2 tRNA genes and 3 rRNA genes are annotated in these 5,539 nt (G+C 56.0%); all 5 read left to right on the top strand.

Annotation, left to right across the window (positions count from 1 at the left end):
- Positions 1 to 7 precede the first annotated feature (7 nt).
- The 5 genes from LZ198_RS42385 (at position 8) to rrf (ending at position 5,477) form a co-directional block, all read left to right on the top strand.
- A 16S ribosomal RNA gene (locus LZ198_RS42385) occupies positions 8 to 1,545 on the top strand.
- A gap of 222 nt (positions 1,546 to 1,767) precedes the next feature.
- Positions 1,768 to 1,844: transfer RNA gene (locus LZ198_RS42380), tRNA-Ile, on the top strand.
- Between the two features lie 65 nt (positions 1,845 to 1,909).
- A tRNA-Ala gene (locus tag LZ198_RS42375) sits at positions 1,910 to 1,982 on the top strand.
- Positions 1,983 to 2,233: 251 nt separating this feature from the next.
- Positions 2,234 to 5,197 (top strand): 23S ribosomal RNA (locus LZ198_RS42370).
- 163 nt (positions 5,198 to 5,360) lie between these two features.
- Positions 5,361 to 5,477, top strand: a 5S ribosomal RNA gene (rrf, locus tag LZ198_RS42365).
- Together the 16S, 23S and 5S rRNA genes with 2 tRNA genes alongside form the textbook arrangement of a ribosomal RNA operon.
- Positions 5,478 to 5,539: the final 62 nt, after the last annotated feature.

Genomic DNA, 5,539 nt, shown 5'->3' with positions numbered 1-5,539 from the left:
AAAAATACAATTGGAGAGTTTGATCCTGGCTCAGAACGAACGCTGGCGGCGTGCCTAACACATGCAAGTCGAGCGCGAATAGGGGCAACCCTTAGTAGAGCGGCGCACGGGTGCGTAACACGTGGATAATCTGCCTGGATGCCTGGGATAACCAGTCGAAAGATTGGCTAATACCGGATAAGCCCACGGTTTCTTCGGAGACTGAGGGAAAAGGTGGCCTCTGTATACAAGCTATCACAACCAGATGAGTCCGCGGCCCATCAGCTAGTTGGCGGGGTAATGGCCCACCAAGGCAACGACGGGTAGCTGGTCTGAGAGGACGATCAGCCACACTGGAACTGAGACACGGTCCAGACTCCTACGGGAGGCAGCAGTGGGGAATTTTGCGCAATGGGCGAAAGCCTGACGCAGCAACGCCGCGTGTGTGATGAAGGTCTTCGGATTGTAAAGCACTTTCGACCGGGACGAAAACCCGTAGCCCAACACGCTACGGCTTGACGGTACCGGGAGAAGAAGCACCGGCTAACTCTGTGCCAGCAGCCGCGGTAATACAGAGGGTGCAAGCGTTGTTCGGAATTATTGGGCGTAAAGCGCGTGTAGGCGGCGTGACAAGTCGGGTGTGAAAGCCCTCAGCTCAACTGAGGAAGTGCGCCCGAAACTGTCGTGCTTGAGTGCCGGAGAGGGTGGCGGAATTCCCCAAGTAGAGGTGAAATTCGTAGATATGGGGAGGAACACCGGTGGCGAAGGCGGCCACCTGGACGGTAACTGACGCTGAGACGCGAAAGCGTGGGGAGCAAACAGGATTAGATACCCTGGTAGTCCACGCCGTAAACGATGAGAACTAGGTGTCGTGGGAGTTGACCCCCGCGGTGCCGAAGCTAACGCATTAAGTTCTCCGCCTGGGAAGTACGGTCGCAAGACTAAAACTCAAAGGAATTGACGGGGGCCCGCACAAGCGGTGGAGCATGTGGTTTAATTCGACGCAACGCGCAGAACCTTACCTGGTCTTGACATCCTCGGAATGCCTCAGAGATGAGGCGGTGCCCGCAAGGGAACCGAGAGACAGGTGCTGCATGGCTGTCGTCAGCTCGTGTCGTGAGATGTTGGGTTAAGTCCCGCAACGAGCGCAACCCTCGCCTTTAGTTGTCACGCAAGTGAATCTCTAGAGGGACTGCCGGTGTTAAACCGGAGGAAGGTGGGGATGACGTCAAGTCCTCATGGCCTTTATGACCAGGGCTACACACGTGCTACAATGGCCGGTACAGAGCGTTGCCAACCCGCGAGGGGGAGCTAATCGCATAAAACCGGTCTCAGTTCAGATTGGAGTCTGCAACTCGACTCCATGAAGGCGGAATCGCTAGTAATCGCAGATCAGCACGCTGCGGTGAATACGTTCCCGGGCCTTGTACACACCGCCCGTCACACCATGGGAGTCGATTGCTCCAGAAGTCACCTCACCAAGAGGTGCCCAAGGAGTGGTCGGTAACTGGGGTGAAGTCGTAACAAGGTAGCCGTAGGGGAACCTGCGGCTGGATCACCTCCTTTCTAAGGAGACCGGGCATCGGACAGACACCTCGGTGTCAGTAGGCGATGCCAGTAGCTTTCGAGCTACGTAAGGTCGACCAGGTCAACGTTTCCGAGTCCAATCCTGACTCAACTCTTCGGGCTTGCTGTTTGGTTTTGAAGGACTGAGTGCGCGAAGCAACGCGGCACCAGCTCTTTGAGAATGAAGGACGCTGTAGGGTAAAACCGACGCGGTAGCTCCCTGGGCCTATAGCTCAGCTGGCTAGAGCGCGCGCCTGATAAGCGCGAGGTCGGTGGTTCAAGTCCACCTAGGCCCACCACTTCCGTCGGCGAAGTCCGACGAAGCGGTGACGCACCCAGCATGGTAGAGTGGCCCAAGTCGCAAGGGGCTGTAGCTCAGTTGGGAGAGCGCTAGCTTTGCAAGCTAGATGTCGTCGGTTCGATTCCGATCAGCTCCACACAAGTTTTCCCAGTCGTCCAGGGAAGCGTTCTTTGACAAGTGCATACGAAGGGTAAGTTGCAATTTCTGCTGAGTAACAAGTTCTCGCAGAAGGCACCCCAACCACCGTCGCCGTGAGGCGAGGTGAAGGGTGCTTCTAATCAAGCGAAGTGAATGTTTCCGGGCCTGTTGCGAAGAGCAGGGGCCTGGGCCTTGGTTTCGAGTTTCGACAATCCGCCGGGAGGCGGGCGTTGGACAAGAGATTAGGGCAAGTAAGCTACTAAGGGCGTGCGGTGGATGCCTAGGTGCCAAGAGGCGATGAAGGACGCGGGTGGCTGCGAAAAGCTTCGGGGAGCTGTCAACCGAGCGTTGATCCGGAGATGTCCGAATGGGGAAACCCAGCACTGCGAATAGCGGTGTTACCTCTCACTGAATCCATAGGTGAGAAGGAGCTAACCAGGGGAAGTGAAACATCTCAGTACCCTGAGGAAGAGAAAACAATGAGTGATTCCCAGAGTAGTGGCGAGCGAAATGGGAGAAGCCCAAACCGGAGTCACGCAAGTGGCTTCGGGGTAGTGGGTCCGCGGTAGGACTTCGACTGGCTAGCGGAAGCCTCTGGAAAGAGGCACCAAAGAGCGTGATAGTCGCGTACGCGAAAGCTGGTTGGAGCTGAGCGGGGTACCCAAGTAAGACGGGACACGTGCAATCCTGTCTGAATCAGCCGGGACCATCCGGTAAGGCTAAATACTCCTTGGCGACCGATAGTGAACAAGTACCGCGAGGGAAAGGTGAAAAGAACCCCGGCAAGGGGAGTCAAAAGAACCTGAAACCGCATGTCTACAAGCAGTCCGAGCACTACGGCGCAAGCCAGTGCGAGGGCGTACCTTTTGCATCATGATTCGGCGACTTAATATACGTAGCGAGGCTAAGCCGTTAGGTGGAGCCGGAGCGAAAGCGAGTCCTAAGAGGGCGATTCAGTTGCGTGTATTATAACCCGAAGCGGGGTGATCTACACATGGCCAGGTTGAAGTGCGGGTAACACCGCATGGAGGACCGAACTCATGAAAGTTGAAAATTTCTGGGATGAGCTGTGTGTAGGGGTGAAAGGCCAATCAAACTCCGTGATAGCTGGTTCTCCCCGAAAGATATTTAGGTATCGGCTCGGGCAATTCAATACTGGAGGTAGAGCACTGGAACGGCTAGGGGTCTCACCAGATTACCAAACCGTACCAAACTCCGAATGCCAGTAATTGTTAGCCCGGGACGCAGTCAGTGGGTGATAACGTCCATTGGCAAGAGGGGAATAACCCAGACCGACAGCTAAGGCCCCCAAATCTAGTCTAAGTGAACACTAGAAAGGATGTGGCAGGTCATTGACAACCAGGAGGTTGGCTTAGAAGCAGCCATCCTTTAAAGAAAGCGTAATAGCTCACTGGTCAAGACAGGCCGCGCCGAAAATGTAACGGGGCTCAAGACTAGTGCCGAAGCTTCGGGTCACACGTAAAGCGTGTGGCGGTAGGGGAGCGTCCCAGTTGCAGCGAAGGTCAACCGAAAGGGTGGCTGGAGCGACTGGGAGTGCTGATGCCGAAATGAGTAGCGATAAAGGGGGTGAGAAACCCCCTCGCCGTAAACCCAAGGTTTCCTGGGTCAAGTTAATCTTCCCAGGGTTAGCCGGAACCTAAGTCGAGGCCGAAAGGCGTAGATGATGGAAAGCGGGTTAATATTCCCGCGCCATCTTGCAAGCGTTGAACTAAGGGAGGACGGAGAAAGCTAGGCGAGCTGACCGGTGGTTGTGTCAGTCTAAAGGTGTAGGGGTGTCGCGTACGAATAAAGGCGCGGCAGCCATCCCCGAGACCCCATGGCGCCCCGTAAGGGGTAAGTCGCTGATGCTCTGCTTCCAAGAAAAGTCCCGTAGGGAGTTTGCAGGGTGTCCGTACCGTAAACCGACACAGGTGGGTGAGGAGAAAATCCTAAGGCGCTTGAGAGAACTCTCCTCCAAGGAACTAGGCAAATTTCCACCGTAACTTCGGAAGAAGGTGGGCCTCTGGTAGGTGTAGGCGTACAGCCGAAGCCGAGAGAGGTTGCAGAGAAATGGCGGTAGCGACTGTTTACCAAAAACACAGGACTCTGCGAAGGCGACAAGCCGACGTATAGGGTCTGACTCCTGCCCGGTGCTGGAAGGTTAAGGGGATTCGTCAGCCGCAAGGCAAAGCGATGATCCGAAGCCCCAGTAAACGGCGGCCGTAACTATAACGGTCCTAAGGTAGCGAAATTCCTTGTCGGGTAAGTTCCGACCTGCACGAATGGAGTAACGACTTCCGCGCTGTCTCGGAGAGGGACTCAGCGAAATTGAAATAGCTGTGCCGATGCAGTTTACCCGCAGCAAGACGGAAAGACCCCGTGAACCTTTACTACAACTTGACAGTGACACTAGGGATTGACTGTGTAGGATAGGTGGGAGCCTTTGAAGCCGGGCCGCTAGGTTCGGTGGAGGCAACGGTGAAATACCACCCTGTTGATTTCTGGTGTCTAACCATGTCCCGTAAGCCGGGATTGGGACACTGTCTGGTGGGTAGTTTGACTGGGGCGGTCGCCTCCCAAAGAGTAACGGAGGCGCGCGATGGTTCCCTCAGCCCGATTGGAAACCGGGCGGCGAGTGCAATGGCATAAGGGAGCTTGACTGCGAGACGGACACGTCGAGCAGGTGCGAAAGCAGGTCATAGTGATCCGGTGGTCCTGAATGGAAGGGCCATCGCTCAACGGATAAAAGGTACTCCGGGGATAACAGGCTTATCTCCCCCAAGAGTTCACATCGACGGGGAGGTTTGGCACCTCGATGTCGGCTCATCGCATCCTGGGGCTGGAGCAGGTCCCAAGGGTTTGGCTGTTCGCCAATTAAAGCGGTACGCGAGCTGGGTTCAAAACGTCGTGAGACAGTTTGGTCCCTATCTGCTGTGGGCGTAGGATACTTGAGAGGCTCTGACCTTAGTACGAGAGGACCGGGTTGGAGGCACCGCTGGTGTACCAGTTGTCTCGCCAGAGGCATCGCTGGGTAGCCATGTGCCGATTGGATAACCGCTGAAAGCATCTAAGCGGGAAACCGACCTCAAGACCAGGTATCCCGGGCGCAAGCCCCTGAAGACCCGTCGAAGACTACGACGTTGATAGGCCGGGTGTGTAAGCGCGGTAACGCGTTGAGCTAACCGGTACTAATTGGTCGAGCGGCTTACTTCCCCCACTCTCTTGCATGCCCCCTCATGGGGAGTAAGGGACTCGGGGCCAAGGCCGAGGCTTGAATGCACCCATGCATTCACCCGGAAGCAACACTTCGCAATCGGCGAGCGCTTGTACTCGCAGAACGCTGCAACTTACCCTTCGTATGCACTGTCTCTTGTTTTCCGGTGGCAATGTCGGAGGGGTCACACCCGTTCCCATCCCGAACACGGAAGTTAAGCCCTCCAGAGCCGATGGTACTCCGCGGGAAACCGCGTGGGAGAGTAGGTCGCTGCCGGATTCTTTTTGAGAAGCCCTCGTCGCCTCGTGCGACGGGGGCTTTTCGTCTTTCTGGGCCCTGGG

It is taken from the genome of Myxococcus dinghuensis (genome assembly GCF_024198235.1).
Taxonomy (GTDB): Bacteria; Myxococcota; Myxococcia; order Myxococcales; family Myxococcaceae; genus Myxococcus; species Myxococcus dinghuensis.
This window is presented reverse-complemented; position numbering and strand designations above follow the sequence as displayed.